This window comes from Azohydromonas lata NBRC 102462, assembly GCF_001571085.1.
GTDB classification, from domain to species: Bacteria; Pseudomonadota; Gammaproteobacteria; order Burkholderiales; family Burkholderiaceae_C; genus Azohydromonas; species Azohydromonas lata.
The window spans coordinates 1-14,896 of the sequence record NZ_BCTC01000140.1; the positions used below are offsets into that span (position 1 = coordinate 1).

General features: G+C 70.1%; 7 protein-coding genes and 1 pseudogene. 4 read left to right on the top strand and 4 right to left on the bottom strand.

The features are described from left to right. Positions 1–47 precede the first annotated feature (47 nt). The 4 genes from ALA01S_RS27825 to ALA01S_RS33635 all read right to left on the bottom strand — a co-directional run bounded on the left by ALA01S_RS27825 (position 48) and on the right by ALA01S_RS33635 (position 6,162). Positions 48–3,209, bottom strand: a complete 3,162-nt coding sequence (locus ALA01S_RS27825) for an efflux RND transporter permease subunit (RefSeq protein ID WP_066342524.1) — start codon at positions 3,207–3,209, stop codon at positions 48–50. Further along, positions 3,209–4,387 (bottom strand): efflux RND transporter periplasmic adaptor subunit, encoded by a 1,179-nt coding sequence (locus ALA01S_RS27830; protein ID WP_157119330.1) that lies wholly within the window; start codon positions 4,385–4,387, stop codon positions 3,209–3,211. Before ALA01S_RS27830 ends, ALA01S_RS27825 begins: the two co-directional genes overlap by 1 nt. Positions 4,388–4,430: 43 nt before the next feature. Beyond that, positions 4,431–5,723: a TolC family protein gene (locus ALA01S_RS27835; protein ID WP_066342528.1), complete on the bottom strand. Its 1,293-nt coding sequence runs from the start codon at positions 5,721–5,723 to the stop codon at positions 4,431–4,433. A gap of 199 nt (positions 5,724–5,922) precedes the next feature. Continuing rightward, the gene (locus ALA01S_RS33635; RefSeq protein WP_157119331.1) at positions 5,923–6,162 is read right to left on the bottom strand and encodes a hypothetical protein; all 240 of its coding nucleotides are present in this window, start codon (positions 6,160–6,162) and stop codon (positions 5,923–5,925) included. A 664-nt stretch (positions 6,163–6,826) separates the two neighbouring features. Between ALA01S_RS33635 and glgB the strand changes: the two genes are divergently transcribed. The 4 genes and pseudogenes from glgB to ALA01S_RS27860 all read left to right on the top strand — a co-directional run. Beyond that, positions 6,827–8,752: a 1,4-alpha-glucan branching protein GlgB gene (gene glgB / locus ALA01S_RS27845; RefSeq protein ID WP_066342529.1), complete on the top strand. Its 1,926-nt coding sequence runs from the start codon at positions 6,827–6,829 to the stop codon at positions 8,750–8,752. Further along, positions 8,694–10,895 (top strand): alpha-1,4-glucan--maltose-1-phosphate maltosyltransferase, encoded by a 2,202-nt coding sequence (locus ALA01S_RS27850; protein WP_084268016.1) that lies wholly within the window; start codon positions 8,694–8,696, stop codon positions 10,893–10,895. The genes glgB and ALA01S_RS27850 overlap by 59 nt, the downstream gene beginning before the upstream one ends. A 7-nt stretch (positions 10,896–10,902) precedes the next feature. Beyond that, positions 10,903–14,244, top strand: a complete 3,342-nt coding sequence (treS, locus tag ALA01S_RS27855) for a maltose alpha-D-glucosyltransferase (RefSeq protein WP_066342526.1) — start codon at positions 10,903–10,905, stop codon at positions 14,242–14,244. Between the two features lie 69 nt (positions 14,245–14,313). After that, positions 14,314–14,896, top strand: a pseudogene (locus tag ALA01S_RS27860) (methyl-accepting chemotaxis protein); the annotation flags it as partial.

Genomic DNA, 14,896 nt, shown 5'->3' on the forward strand with positions numbered 1-14,896 from the left:
GGGGCAGGCCGGCCAGCAGCCTTGAGCGCTGGCCGGCCCGCCAGGCCTCAACGCGCCTCGCTCAAGCTGGGCACGTGCGGCCCGTTGGCCGGTTCGGTGTCGAACCAGCGGAACACCGCCGGCAGCATGACCAGCGTCAGCAGCGTGCAACTGATGAGGCCGCCGATCACGACGATGGCCAGCGGGCGCTGAACCTCCGAACCCGGCCCGGTGGCGAACAGGAACGGGATCAGGCCCAGCATGGCCACGGTGGCCGTCATCATCACCGGCCGGAAGCGCAGCTTGGCGCCCTCCAGCACCGCATGCTCCACCGACAGGCCACGGCTGCGCAGGTCGCGGATGTAGCTGATGAGCACCACGCCGTTGAGCACCGCCACGCCCCACAGCGCGATGAAGCCCACCGACGCCGGCACCGACAGGTACTCGCCCGTCACGAACAGCCCCACCACGCCGCCGACCGAGGCAAACGGCAACACCAAAATGATGAGCGAGGCCATGCGCACGCTGCGGAACAGCAGGAACAGCAGGAAGAAGATGGCCCCCACCGTGATGGGCACGATCACGGACAGGTGCCCCAGCGCGCGCTCCATGTTCTGGAACTGCCCGCCCCACTCCAGCCGGTAGCCCGCGGGCAGCTTCACGTCCTGCGCCACGGCCTGCTGCAGCTCCGCCACGAAGCCGCCCAGGTCGCGTTCGGCCACGTTGATGCCCACCACGATGCGGCGCTTGCCCATCTCGCGGCTGATCTGCGCCGGCCCCTCCACCAGGTGCACCTTCGCCAGGCTGGCCAGCGGCAGCCGCGCGCCGCTGGGCGCGGAGACCTGCAGCTTGCGTATCGCCTCGATGTCGTCGCGGTAGTCCTGCGGCAGCCGCACGAAGGCCGCGAAGCGGCGCTCGCCCTCGTAGATGTCGGTGGCCGACTTGCCGCCAATGGCGATCTCGATGACGTCGTGCACGTCCGACACGTTCAGGCCGTGCCGCGCGATGGCCTGCCGGTCTATCTCGATCTGCAGGTACTGCTGCCCCGTGATGCGCTCCACGCGCAGGTCCTGCGCGCCGCGTATGCCGCCGGCCACCTTGGCGATGTCGTCGCCCAGCCGCTTGAGCGTGGGCAGGTCGTCGCCAAAAATCTTGACCGCGATGTCCGCCCGCACACCGGTGACCATCTCGTCCACCCGGTCGGAGATGGGCTGCGCCATCACCACCTGCACGCCGGGCAGCGCGGCGAGCTTCTTGCGAATCTCGTCGGCGATGGTGTCCTGCGTCCAGCCCTCGGGCCACTGCTGGCGCGGCAGCAGCGAAACGATGGGCGTGGACTCGTTTTGCGCCTGCGGGTCCGCCGGCGACTCGCCGCGGCCCACGCCGGAGACGGCCGACTTCACGCCCGGCACCTGCATGGTCAGCCGCATGGCCTCCATCTCCATGGCGATGGACTCCTCCAGCGAGATGTTGGGCACGCGGTTGATGCCGGGCACCACCGAGCCCTCCTTCATCTCCGGTATGAAGGCACTGCCCAGGAAGGGCACGAGCGCGCCCGCCGCCACCAGCACGCCCAGCGCGCCGGCGGCCGTGGCCTTGGGCCGCGCGATGGCACGCTGCAGCACCGCGAGGTAGGGCTTCTTGAGCTTGCGGATCAGCCAGGTGTCGTGCGCCTCCTCGTCATGCGCCTGGCCGGCCGGCGTGGGCTTGACCTTGAGCAGCAGCGAGGACAGCACCGGCGACAGCGTGAGCGACACCACGAGAGAGATGCCCAGCGCGATGGCGATGGTGTAGGCCAGCGGCGCGAACATCTTGCCCTCCATGCCGGAGAGCGTCATCAGCGGCAGGAACACCACGATGATCACGCCCACGCCGAAAATCACCGGCGTGGCCACCTCCTGCACCGCGTGCAGCACGATGCGGCTGCGCGGCTCGCTGGCCGAGTGCGGGCGCGACAGGTGCGACACCGCGTTCTCCACCACCACCACGGAGCCGTCCACCATCAGGCCTATGGCGATGGCCAGGCCGCCCAGCGACATGAGGTTGGCCGAGAGCCCCAGGTGGTTCATGGCCAGGAAGGTCAGCAGCGGCGTGAGCACCAGCGTGGCGATCACCACCACCGCCGCGCGCAGGTTGCCCAGGAACAGCAGCAGCACCACCACCACGAAGGCAATGCCTTCGAGCAGCACCTTCACGACGGTGGCCACGGCCGAGTCCACCAGCTCCGAGCGGTCGTAGTAGGCAACGATCTTGAGCCCGTCAGGCAGCATGCCGCGCTCGTTGATCTCGGCCACGCGCTGCTTCACGCCGGCCACCACCTGCTTGGCGTTGCCCCCGCGCAGCATCATCACGATGCCGCCCACGGCCTCGGTGACGCCGTCCTTGATGACGGCGCCGGCACGCACGGCCGTGCCTATGCGCACCTCGGCCACGTCATGCACCATCACCGGCGTGCCCTCGTGCTCCTTGAGCACGATGCGGCCCAAGTCGTCCACCGACTGCGCCAGGCCCACGCCGCGTATGAGGTACTGCTCCGCGTGGTGCGGCAGCACCCCGCCGCCGGAGTTGGCGTTGTTGCGCGCCAGCGCCTCGAACACCTGCTGGATGGTGAGGCCGTAGTAGCGCAGCTTGTCCGGCGAGATCAGCACCTGGTACTGCCGCTCGTAGCCGCCCTGCGAGTTGATTTCGGCGATGCCGGGAATGGTGCGCAGCAGCGGCCGCACCACCCAGTCCTGCACGGTGCGGCGCTCGGTCAGCTCCTCGGCCGTGAGCGCGCGCTGGCCGTCGTTGGGCCCTTGCAGCGTGTACTGGTAGATCTCGCCCAGGCCGCTGGAGACGGGGCCCAGCACCGGCACGATGCCCGGCGGCAGCCGGCTGCCGGTTTCTATGAGCCGCTCCATCACCAGCTGGCGCGCGAAGTACACGTCCGTGGCGTCCGTGAACACCAGCGTGATGAGGGACAGGCCCGGCCGGTTGAGCGAGCGCATTTCCTCCAGCCCCGGCAGGCCGGTCATGGCCATCTCCACGGGCACGGTGGCAAAGCGCTCCACCTCCTCGGGGCTTCGCCCCGGAGCCTCGGTGGCGATCTGCACCTGCACGTTGGTGACGTCGGGGAAGGCGTCCAGCGAGAGCTTGCGCGCCGCGTCCAGGCCGAAGGCCAGCAGCATCACCGCCACGACGACGACGACCAGGCGCTGCGCGAGCGCCTGTCGGATCAGCGATTCGACCATCAGCCCTCCGCCCCGGTCTGCTTGCGCTCATTGTTGAGGTGGAAACTGCCTTCGACGACGATGCTCTCGCCGCCCTGCAGCCCGCCCTGCACCACGCGCAGTCCGCCCACCTCGTCGCCCAGCTGCACGCGCGTGAGGCGGTAGGTGCCGGCGGGGCCCTGGCGGACGAAGACGTGGTCGGCGTTGTCCTCGCGCACCACGGCGGCCGAGGGCACCACCAGGCGCGGCACGGGCAGCGGCTCTATGGCCATGGTGGCCAGCATCTCCGGCTTGAGCAGCCGCTTGGGGTTGGGCAGCTCGGTGCGCACGGTGACGGTGCGGGTCTCGGGGTTGACGGTGTCGCCCACCCAGTCGATGCGACCCTCCATGGGCTCCAGGCCGTTGGAGGGAATGGACACCCGCACCGCCTGGCCGGCGCGCACGCGCGCGCTTTCGGCCTCGGGCACCTGCGCCACCACCCACACGTTGGAGAGGTCGGCCACCGTGAACAGCACGTCCGCCGGCTGCACCACCTGCCCGCGGTTGACGCGCCGCTCCACCAGCACGCCGCTGGTGGTGGAGACGATGGAGGAGCTGGAGTTGATGACGCCATCCACCTTGGCCTGCGGCGGCACGCCCATGACGCGCAGCGTGTCGGCCGCGGCGCGGCGCTCGATCTCGGCCACGGACAGCTCGTTCTCGCGGCGCTGCAGCTCGGCGCTGCCTATGACGTCGGACGCCAGCAGCATGCGCGCGCGCTCCACGGCCTTGGCCGCCATCTCGCGCTGCGCATTGGCCTTGAGCAGTGCCAGCTGCGCGGCGGCCAGCTCGGCGCTGTGCAACTGGGCCAGCACCTGGCCGGCGCGCACGCTTTGCCCGGGCAGGGCATGCAGCTCCGTGATGCGGCCGGTGACGGCGGCGCCTATGCGCGCCACGGTCTGCTCGTCGAAGTCGATGCGCGCGGCCACCTGCAGCGGCTCGGTCACGGGCGTGAGCGCCACCTGCGCCTCCTTCATGCGCGGCACCAGCGCGGCGCTGGGCCGCACCACCAGCGGGTCCACCGGCGCGGCCGGCTTGGCGACAGCCACGGTGGTGTCGGCCTGCGATTCGGACAGGCAAGCGCTCAGGCCGGCAGTGCCCAGGGCGCACAGGAGGGCCAGCGGGACCGCGCGCCAGCGCGTCGAAACGGAAATGTTCATGGATGGATTGCGCAAGGCTTTAAAGGGATGGAAGACGGGCGGCTCACAGGTCGGCGACCTGCAGGCCTTGGAGGCGGTCCAGCTCGACGCGGGCCGCGCGCAGCTCGTAGCGGGCGGCATCCAGGTCGTTGCGCGCCTGGCGGAAGGCGCGCTGCGCATCCAGCCACTCCAGGATTCCGCGCTCGCCGCTGCGGTAGGCCGCCTCGGCAATGCGCATGGCGTTCTGCGCCTGGCGCAAGATGCCGCTGTCCAGCGCAACGACCTGGCCGGCGGCAATCTGGTGCTGCTGCCACGCGGCCTCCAGTTGCTGGGTCAATTGCAGCTCGCGGTCGGCCAGCGCATGGCTCAGGCGGCGCAGCTCGGCCTCGGCCTCGGCGATGGGCCCCACGCGGCGGTCCAGCAGGGGCACGCTCATGACCAGGCCCACGCGATGCCCCTGGATATCGGGCTCGCGATCCACCCCCGCGCGCAACGCGAAGCTGGGCAGCCGCGCCTGCCGCTCCACGCCCAGCCGCGCCTGGGCAGCGCGCAACTCCGCGCGCGCGGCCAGCAGCTCGGGATGGCGCGCCAGCAGCACGGCCTGCATCTGCTCCAGGGGCGGCGGCATGCCGCCGGCCAGCGGATCGTCCGCAGCGGGCGCCAACTGGAACTCCGCGGGCAGCCCCGGGCCGACCTGGCGGCGCAGCTCGTGCCGCACCTGCCGCACGCGCAGCTCCGCCACGCGCAGCACGCGCTGCGCATTGAGCAGCTCGGTGTCGGCGCGCACCAGCTCATAGCGCGGCGCCTCGCCGCTGTCCACGCGCACGACCACGCGCTCGCGGATCTGGTTGGCCAGTGCCAGGTCGTCGCGCGCATTGCCCAGCTCGGCCTCGCTGCGCAGCACCGCGTAATAACGGCGCTGCACCTCGGCCAGCAGGTCCAGCGCCAGGCTGCCCGCACCCGCACGGCTGCCCTCCAGGGCGGCCTCGGCAGCCTGCACGCGCGCCTGGCGCAACGCCGGGAGCTCGATGGGCTGCGTGACCGAAACGCTGAAGGTGGACCCCGGCGCCGCACCGTCCATGCGCGCACGGTTGCGGCCCGTCGACAGCTCCAGCTCCGGATTGCGCAGCGCGGCGGCACTGCGCACGGCGGCCTGCGCGCCATCCACGCGTGCATGCGCGGCGCCCAGCACGGGATGTGAGGCGCGGGCCAAGGCCAGGAGCTGATCGAGCTGATAGGACGGCGGCTCCGCCGGCTGGGCATGAGCCGCCCCGCCCGTGCCGGCCAGCAGCGCGGCCAGCGCGCCGGCCCACAACAAGCGCCTGCAGCGGCCAGCGAACACGGAAGTTGCAGGCAAGCGCCTGCCCATAGAGTTTGGGTGCATGAATGGGACGATGACGAGCCGCCCAGGCCCCGCGTGGACGCAGGCCGGGGCAACGGAGAGCCCATCCCGGGCCACGGCGCGCACGGCGGCGCGCGGCCAGGATCAGGCAGCGAAAAAGCAGGAGGTGATCAAGCCGGGCTGGCCCGCGAACCACGGGCGCCGGACGCGAGGATCAGCCCAGGTCGGGCGGTCTCGCCAAGCCGCGCTGCGGCGCGGCGTCAATGCCCGCGGGCGCGTACAGCGGCCGCGCTACGGGCAGGACGACGGAACAATCAGGCATGGCCGGGGGCAGCGCACAGTCAGGCTGCTCATGCTCCAGGTCCACGGTGAGCGGATGCGGGCGCTCAGGCCCGGCAGGACCTGCGTCCACCGTCCAGGCCGTTTGCCGCGCAACCATGACAGGCGGCGACACGCACGCCTGCTCGCAATGCGGCTGCGCCCCCAAGGGCATGGCGGACGCCGCCAGCAGCTCGCACCCCTGCCCGCTCCCGCACCAGACCGCCAGGCCCGCCCGCCCATCCACCGGTACGGAACCCAACGCCCACCATGCCCCAAGCAGCAGCGCCAGCACCCAGTAAAGAGGCTGGCGAATGCTCGGAAATCGGCAGGAACGTGGCCCGGGCAGTTGCACGCGTAACGGAATCGGATGGAAGACGCAAGACAGGCGCCCCATTTGCTCAGGGCGTCGCCGCATTCTAAGCGGCATCAGGGTAAACGCGGAGCCGTGGCTTCTTAAATCCGGCCCCATTCGCCCAAGCGCCTCCCTGGCAGGAGCTTATTGCCAAAGGTAATGGCCAGCAACCCAGGCCCGCCGGCGTCCAGGCGCCATCGGTGCGCGCGCACAGTCCCCCCGGTGATTGTCCCGGGCGTCGAATAAGCGCCCTGTAACACCTTCGCCTGCGCGTGGGCACACGCATTGCGGCATGGCGGCGCTCCAACGAGCGTCAAGACGAGAGCCATGCCGCCCAATCCGTTCACGAATCCCTGTATCTCCTCCCTCTCCTCTCGCCGCACGGGCTCTACAGCCCGCGCTGGTGGAACGATTGGCCGCAAAAAAGGTGCGGGAGCGTTTCGCCATGTGGGGTGAGCAGGACCGCTACCTCTTCCGCGAGGGCACGCACGCGCGGCTGTACGAGCACTTGGGCGCCCGGCTGGACGAGCAGGGCACCGTGCACTTCGCCGTGTGGGCGCCCAACGCGCGCCACGTCAGCGTCATCGGCGACTGGAACGGCTGGAACCCCGACGCCGACCCCATGGCGCAGCAGGACGACAGCGGCGTCTGGCGCGTGTCGGTGGGCATCGCGCAGCCGGGCCAGCGCTACAAGTACCGTGTCGTCGGCCAAAACGGCGACGCCGTGGACAAGGCCGACCCGCTGGCGCTGACGTCCGAGCTGCCGCCGGACACCTCCTCGCGCATCACCCGCCTGGACTACGAGTGGCGCGACCAGGCCTGGATGCAGGAGCGCGGGCGCCGCAACGCGCTGGACGCGCCCATGTCCATCTACGAAGTCCACGCCGGCTCCTGGCGCCGCCCAAGCGGCGCGCCCATGGGCTGGCGCGAGCTCGCGCGCGACCTGGCCGACTACGTGCGGCAGCTCGGCTTCACGCACGTGGAGCTGATGCCCGTGACCGAGCATCCCTTCTACGGCTCCTGGGGCTACCAGACCACCGGCTACTTCGCGCCCACGTCCCGCTACGGCTCGCCGCAGGACTTCATGTACTTCGTGGACCACCTGCACGAGGCCGGCATCGGCGTGATCCTGGACTGGGTGCCCTCGCACTTCCCCACCGACGCGCACGGGCTGCAGTTCTTCGACGGCACCCACCTCTACGAGCACGCCGACCCGCGCCAGGGCTTCCACCCCGAGTGGAACTCCAGCATCTTCAACTACGGGCGCGGCGAGGTGGCGAGCTTCCTCATCTCCTCGGCCCTGTTCTGGCTGGACCGCTACCACATCGACGCGCTGCGCGTGGACGCGGTGGCCTCCATGCTGTACCTGGACTACGCGCGCCGCGACGGCGAGTGGATTCCCAACATCCACGGCGGCCACGAGAACCTGGAGGCCATCGCCTTCCTGCGCCGGCTCAACGAGGCCGTCTACCGCGAGTTCCCGGACACGCAGACCATCGCCGAGGAGTCCACCGCCTGGCCCATGGTGTCGCGCCCAACGTCCATGGGCGGCCTGGGCTTCGGCATGAAATGGAACATGGGCTGGATGCACGACACCCTGGCCTTCATGCAGGAAGACCCGGTGCACCGCGGCCACCACCTGGGCAAGCTCAGCTTCTCGCTGGTCTATGCCTTCAGCGAAAACTTCGTGCTGCCGCTGTCGCACGACGAGGTCGTGTACGGCAAGGGCTCGCTGATCCAGAAGATGCCCGGCGACGACTGGCAGCGATTCGCCAATTTGCGCGCGCTGCTGGGCTGGATGTGGACGCACCCGGGCAAGAAGCTGCTGTTCATGGGCGGCGAGTTCGGCCAGTGGCGCGAATGGACGCACGAGGGCGAGCTGAGCTGGGGGCTGACGCAGCAGCCCCTGCACGCCGGCGTGCAGTGCCTGGTGGCCGACCTCAATGCCCTGCTCAAGAGCCAGCCCGCGCTGCACGAGCTGGACTTCGGCTGGGAAGGCTTCCAGTGGCTGGAGGCCCAGGACAGCGAACGCTCGCTGCTGGCCTTCCTGCGCCGCCCCGCGCGGCGCGATGCCAAGCCGCTGCTGGTGGCCTGCAACTTCACGCCCGTGCCGCGCGAGAACGTGCTGCTGGGCGTGCCCGCTCGCGGCGTCTGGCGCGAGCTCCTCAACACCGACGCCGAACCCTACGGCGGGTCGGGGTGGGGCAACTTGGGACGCATCGAATCCTCGCCGCTGCCCGCGCATGGGCAGCTGCACTCGATACGCGTCGTCCTGCCTCCCCTGGCAGTCATCGTTTTGCAGCACGAGAGCTATGGCGACAACAACCCGCAAGTCCGCAACGTCAACCCCGGCCCAGACGCCCACGGTTGAGGCCCAAACCAAGCCGGCGCGCAAGCGCAGCAGCGCGCCGCGCAAGTCCGCTGCGGCCCAGGCCGCGGCACCGCTGTCCGCGGGCGAGCTGCTGCTGCCGCGCGCCGAGGCCGGCGTGTCCTCGCTGCCGCCGCCGGGCGATGGGCGCGTGCGCGTCATCGTGGACGCCGTGGTGCCGCAGGTGGACGGCGGCCGCTTTGCCGGCAAGTGCATCGCCGGTGAGCCCGTCACGCTCAGCGCGCACGCCTTCACCGACGGGCACGACAGGCTGCGCGTGCAACTGCACTGGCGCGCCGAGGCCGACGCGGCCACGCACCACGTGGAGATGGCGCAGAGCTTCAACGACGAGTGGCATGCCCAGGTCTGCTTCCCGCACCCGGGGCGCTACTTCTTCGGCGTCACGGCCTGGGTGGACTCCTTCAGCTCCTGGCGCCACGACTTCAACCGCCGCGTGGACGAGGCCGACATCCGCATCGCCGCCAAGGTGGGCGCGGAGCTGATCGAGGGTGCCGCGTCACGGGCCGAAAGCGGCGAGGCCACCACGACCGGCGACGCCCAGGCGCTGCGCTCCTGGGCCGAGCAGTTGCGCCTGGAGGCCGACACGGCCGACCCCGACGCGCTCAAGGCGCTGGCGCTGGACGAGCGCCTCAACCAGTTGGCCGACGCCTATCCGGACAAGCGCTTCGCGGTGGGCTTCCCCGAGCGGCCGCTCTTCGCCGACCGGCTCAGGGCGCGCTTTTCCACCTGGTACGAGCTGTTCCCGCGCTCGGCATCGGACCAGCCCGGCCGCCACGGCACGTTCAAGGACGTCATCCAGCGCCTGCCCTACGTGGCCGCCATGGGCTTCGACGTGCTGTATTTCCCGCCCATTCACCCCATTGGGCGCGAGAAGCGCAAGGGGCCCAACAACACGCTGGTGGCGGGTCCGCAGGACGTGGGCAGCCCCTGGGCCATAGGCGCGGCCGAGGGCGGGCACAAGAGCATCCACCCGCTGCTGGGCACGGAAGAGGATTTCGCCGGGCTGGTGCAGGCCGCTGGCCGGCTGGGCATAGACATCGCGCTGGACATCGCGCTGCAGTGCGCGCCGGACCACCCCTACGTCCAGGAGCACCCGCAGTGGTTCCGCTGGCGGCCGGACGGCACGGTGCAGTACGCGGAGAACCCGCCCAAGAAGTACCAGGACATCTACCCGTTCAACTTCGAGACGGACGACTGGCGCGCGCTGTGGCAGGAGCTCAAGAGCATCTTCGACTTCTGGATAGCGCGCGGCGTCAAGGTGTTCCGCGTGGACAACCCGCACACCAAGTCTTTCGCGTTCTGGGAGTGGTGCATCAGCGAGATCACGCGCGAGCACCCGGACGTCATCTTCCTGGCCGAGGCGTTCACGCGCCCAAAGGTCATGCACCGGCTGGCCAAGCTGGGCTACAGCCAGTCCTACACCTACTTCACCTGGCGCAACACCAAGGCCGAGCTGACGGCGTATTTCACCGAGCTGTCGCAAGGCCCGGGCTACCACTGGTTCAGGCCCAACGTCTGGCCCAACACGCCCGACATCCTCAACGAGCACCTGCACCACGCCCCGCGCTCGGTGTTCATGCAGCGCCTGGTGCTGGCCGCGACGCTGTGCGCGAGCTACGGCATCTACGGCCCGGCCTACGAGCTGATGGAGAACCGCCCCGTGAAGCCCGGCAGCGAGGAGTACCTGGACTCCGAGAAGTACCAGCTTCGTCACTGGGACCTGGAGCGCGAGGACTCGCTGCAGTGGTTCATCGGGCTGGTCAACCGCATACGCCGCGACAACGCCGCGCTGCACGACAACCGCTCGCTGCGCTTCATGCCCGTGGACAACGAGCACCTCATCGCCTACGCCAAGCGCACGCCGGACGGGCGCAACACCGTGCTCACCGTGGTCAACCTGGACCCCGACAACGTGCAGTCCGGCATGGTGGACGTGAACCTGCAGGCCCTGGGCATACAGCCCGACACCGACTACACCGTGCACGACCTGTTGAGCCAGCAACGATTCACGTGGCGCAACGGCCGCAACTTCGTGCAGCTTGACCCGAACCACACGCCCGCGCACGTTTTCGTGGTCCGCCAGACGCGGCGCAGCGAACGCGATTTCTTCACTTTCGAAGGCTGATCACCGCATGGATGCACGCCGTCTCACCCTTCCCGACCCGCTGGTGCAGGACGCGCCGGCCGAGGATGCATCCCTCTGGTACAAGGATGCGGTCATCTACCAGCTCAACGTCAAGGCCTTCTTCGACTCCAACGACGATGGCGTGGGCGACTTCAACGGCGTCACGGCGCGGCTGGACTACGTCAAGGACCTGGGCGTCAACACCCTGTGGCTGATGCCCTTCTACCCCTCGCCGCTGCGCGACGACGGGTACGACATCGCCGAGTACAAGAGCATCCACCCGTCCTACGGCACGCTGGACGACTTCAAGCGCATGCTGGATGCGGCGCACGAGCGGGGCCTGCGCGTGATCACGGAGCTGGTGATCAACCACACCTCCGACCAGCACCCCTGGTTCCAGCGCGCGCGCCGCGCAGCCCCCGGCACGCCAGAGCGGGACTTCTACGTCTGGAGCGAAACCAACCAGAAGTACCAGGGCACGCGCATCATCTTCACCGACACCGAGGTGTCCAACTGGACCTGGGACCCGGTGGCCAACGCCTACTTCTGGCACCGCTTCTTCAGCCACCAGCCCGACCTCAACTTCGACAACCCGCTGGTGATGGATGCGGTGCTGGACGTGATGCGCTTCTGGCTGGACATGGGCGTGGACGGCTTCCGGCTGGACGCCATTCCCTACCTCGTGGAGCGCGAGGGCACCAACAACGAGAACCTGCCGGAGACGCACGTCCTCATCAAGCGCCTGAGGGCGGCGCTGGACGCGGAGTACGGCAGCCGCTTCCTGCTGGCCGAGGCCAACCAGTGGCCGGAGGACGTGCGCGAGTACTTCGGCGACGGCGACGAGTGCCACGCCTGCTACCACTTCCCGCTGATGCCGCGCATGTACATGGCCATCGCGCAGGAGGACCGCTTCCCGGTCGTGGAGATCATGGGCCAGACGCCGGAGATCCCGGCCAACTGCCAGTGGGTGGTGTTCCTGCGCAACCATGACGAGCTCACGCTGGAGATGGTCACCAGCCGCGAGCGCGACTACATGTACAACACCTACGCCGCCGACCCGCAGGGGCGCATCAACGTGGGCATACGCAGGCGGCTGGCCACGCTGCTGGACAACGACATCGACCGCATCCAGCTCATGAACAGCCTGCTCATGTCCATGCCGGGCAGCCCCATCGTCTACTACGGCGACGAGCTGGGCATGGGCGACAACGTCTACATCGGCGACCGCAACGGCGTGCGCACGCCCATGCAATGGAGCCCGGACCGCAACGCCGGCTTCAGCCGCGCCGACCCGCAGCGGCTGTACCTGCCGCCCATCATGGACGCCATCTACGGCTACCAGGCGGTGAACGTGGAGTCGCAGCAGCGCGACCCCTCCTCGCTGCTGCACTGGATGCGCCGGCTGCTGGCCGTGCGCCAGTCCACGCAAGCCTTCGGCCGCGGCTCGCTGCGCTTCTTGAAGCCCGGCAACCGCAAGGTGCTGGCCTACCTGCGCGAGCATGGCGACGACGTGATCCTGTGCGTGGCCAACCTCGCCCGCACGGCGCAGCCGGCGGAGCTGGACCTGGCGGCCTTCAAGGGCCGCGTGCCGGTGGAGATGATGGGGCGCACGGCCTTCCCGCCCATAGGCGAGCTGCCCTACCTGCTCACGCTGGCGGCGCACGGCTTCTACTGGTTCCGCCTGAGCGCCGACGCCGAGGCGCCGGCCTGGCACACGGAGCTGCTGCCCTCCGAGGAGCTGCCCGTGCTGGTGTTCTCCAACGGCTGGCAAAGCCTGTTCGCGGACCAGGTCGGCCCCTGGCGCGCGGCGCTGGCCACGCGCACGCGCAACCAGTTCGAGACCGTGCTGCTGCCGCGCTTCATCGAGAACCAGCGCTGGTACGCCAGCAAGGGCGTGCACCTCACGCGCGCCACGCTGCTGGACCACTGGCTGTGGCAGCGCGACGACGAGTCCTGGCTCATCCCGCTGCTGGAGCTGCAGGGGCTGCCGGAGCCGGTGCACTACTTCGTGCCGCTGTCGCTGTCCTGGGAGGAGCGCGACGAGGAGCGCACGCGGCTGCTGGCCGTCAACGCCGTGGCGCGCGTGCGCCAGCAGGCGCAGGTGGGCGTGATGGGCGACGCCTTCGGCGACGAGCGCTTCGTGCGTTCCGTGCTGGCCACCATGGCCGACGACACCACGCTGCCCACCTCGCGCGGGCGCATGAACTTCCGCGGCAGCCCGCTGCTCAAGGCCTATGTCGAGACGGGCGAGCTGCCCACGCTGCCCATAGGCCGGCCGCTGGCGCAAAGCAGCAACACCATCGTGCAGATAGCCGAGCAGTTCCTGCTCAAGGGCATTCGCCGCCTGCGCCCGGGCCACAACCCGGAGCTGGAGGTCACGCGCTTCCTCACCGAGGTGGCCCAGTTCCCGCACTGCGCGCCGCTGGCCGGCTCGCTGGAGTACGTGGCCGAGGACGGCACGCCCGTGACGCTGGCCGTGCTGCAGGGCTACGTGAACAACCAGGGCGACGGCTGGACGCTGGGCACCGAGTACCTGCGCCGCCACCTGGAGCTGCGGCTTGGGCACAGCGAGCCCGAGCCGCAGGACGCGCACGCGGCCTTCGAGGAGCGCGCGCGCACGCTGGGCCGCCGCACGGCCGAGCTGCACCAGGCCTTCGCGCTGCGCACGGGCAACCTCGCCTTCGACCCCGAGCCGCTGACCGAGGACGACGTGCAGGCCGACCTGCACCGCGTGCGCGACGACCTCAAGCACGGCATGGACCAGTTGCGCGATCGCCTGCCCACGCTGCCCGCGGCGGCGCAGCCGCTGGCGCAGTCGCTGCTGCAGCACCAGGCCGGGCTGCACAAGCACCTGGCCACGCCCGCGCTGCCGCCCATGGCCATGAGGTCACGCCACCACGGCGACTACCACCTGGGCCAGGTCCTGGTGACGAAGAACGACTTCGTGATCATCGACTTCGAGGGCGAGCCCGGGCGCACGCTGGAGGAGCGCCGCGCCAAGCGCTCGCCGCTGCGCGACGTGGCCGGGATGCTGCGCTCCTTCGACTACGCTGCGCTGTCGGCCCTGCGCTCGGCCGCCACCAGCGACGCCGAGCTGCAGGCCCTGGCTCCCGTGGCGCGGCGCTGGCAGCAGGAGTCGCGCGGGCATTTCCTGCGCGGCTACGACGAGGTGGCGCGCGCGGCGGAGCTGGTCGAAGCCGGCGGGGCCGACGCGGCCGGTGCGCCGCTGCTGGCGCTCTACGAGCTGGAGAAGGCCTTGTACGAGCTGAGGTACGAGCTGGACAACCGGCCGGCCTGGGTCCACATCCCGCTGCAAGGGCTGCTGGACCTGGCGGGCGTGACGAGCTAGCGCCGCCCCCGAGGGCGCGCCAGTGCAGCGCGCCCCGGGGCACGGCAACGTGGACTTGAAGGAGGTCCCATGATGAAGATTGCCGAGGACCCCAACCTGCAGCCCGCCGGCGAGCTCACCGCGCTGCTGGTGGCGCTCACCGAGCTGCGCGACGGCAACGCCCAGGCGCGGCTGCCGCTGGACTGGACCGGCGTGGCCGGCCGCGTCTCGGACGTGTTCAACCAGGTGGTGGAACAGAACGCCCACATGGCGCGCGAGCTGGCCCGGCTGCGCCAGGTGGTGGGCAAGGAAGGCCGGCTGCGCCAGCGCGCCTCGGTGCGCGCCTCGCGCGGCTTCTGGGCCGAGTCGGTGGACTGCATCAACGCGCTCATCGACGACCTGGTGCACCCCACCTCGGAAGTGGCGCGCGTGATCGGCGCCGTGGCGCAGGGCGACCTGTCCAAGAGCATGGCACTGGAGGTGGACGGCCGGCCGCTGGAAGGCGAGTTCCTGCGCGCGGCGCAGACCATCAACACCATGGTGGCGCAGCTCAGCGACTTCTCGGCCGAGGTCACGCGCGTGGCGCGCGAGGTGGGCACCGAGGGCAAGCTCGGCGGCCAGGCCACCGTCAAAGGCGTGGCCGGCACGTGGAAGGACTTGACGGACTCCGTCA